Origin of the sequence: Pseudomonas sp. Sample_23 (assembly GCF_004307595.1) — a bacterium.
Lineage (GTDB): Bacteria > Pseudomonadota > Gammaproteobacteria > Pseudomonadales > Pseudomonadaceae > Aquipseudomonas > Aquipseudomonas atacamensis.
Window position 1 is genome coordinate 52037 of sequence record NZ_RCNX01000054.1, and the last position, 1078, is coordinate 53114.

At 62.5% G+C, this 1078-nt stretch carries 1 protein-coding gene; it reads right to left on the reverse strand.

Annotation, left to right across the window (positions count from 1 at the left end):
- Positions 1-136 precede the first annotated feature (136 nt).
- A partial coding sequence (locus D8U82_RS15315) for an ATP-binding protein (RefSeq protein WP_130902460.1) occupies positions 137-1078 on the reverse strand: 942 nt, incomplete at its 5' end.

Below are 1078 nucleotides of genomic sequence, written 5' to 3' on the forward strand. Positions count from 1 at the left end.
CCAATATCTACCGAATACACTCAGTTTCATTGTGGGAGCGAGCCTGCTCGCGAAGAGGCCGGTACATTCAACAGATGCATTGAATCATCAGACGCTTTCGCGAGCAGGCTCGCTCACACTTCAAGTCGGCTGAGCCTCAGCCCCGTGGCAAGCGGACAATGGCAGTCAGCCCGCCACCCGGTGTTTCTTCCAGGTCCAACCGCCCACCCAACCGCTTCGCGGCTTCGCGGGCGATGGTCATGCCCAGTCCTACGCCGCCGGAGTTGCGGTTACGCGAGCCTTCCAATCGGTAGAACGGTTCAAACACGGCTTCACGCTGGTCCTCAGCAATCCCCGGCCCGTGATCAATCACCCGTATCAGCAATTCCTCACGCTGTTCCAGCAGTTCAATCCGCGCCTGTCCGGCGTAACGCAGGGCGTTGTCCAGCAGGTTGTTGATGCACGAACGCAGCGCCATCGGTTGTACTGGCAAAGGCGAGCAGTGGCCGCTGACCTCTACATCGGCGCCCTGGTCCTGGGCGTTTTCGCACAGCGATTCGACCAGCGCCTGCACGTCCAGCAACTGCAAGGCTTCGCTGGTGCGTTGTTCGTGCAGATAGGTGAGGGTGGCGTCGAGCATGCCGATCATGTCGCCCAGATCCTGGCGCATCTGGCTTTGCAGCTTGTCGTCGCTGATGTTTTCCAGACGCAGTTTCAGCCGTGACAGTGGCGTACGCAGGTCGTGGGAGACGGCGCCGAGCATGCGCGCGCGTTGCTGGACCTGTTCGCGGATGCGCCGTTGCATGAGGTTGAAGGTGTGCGCCGCTTGCCGGGCTTCGCGCGGGCCGGATTCGTCGAGGGGGTCGCTGTCGAGGTCTTCGCTCAGGCGCTCGGCGGCGTCGCTCAGGCGCTGGATCGGCCGGCTGAGCAGCTTGGCGCCGTACCAGGCGGCAATCATCAGAGTGATGAACTGAAAGGTCAGCGGTACCACCGGGCCACCGAACCAGGGGCGTGTTTGCCTCGGTGGGTAAGCGGCGTTGTGCAGCATCGGTTGGCCGTCGATGTTCGTTGAGAACTCTGGCGGTGGTGGGGGCGGAGG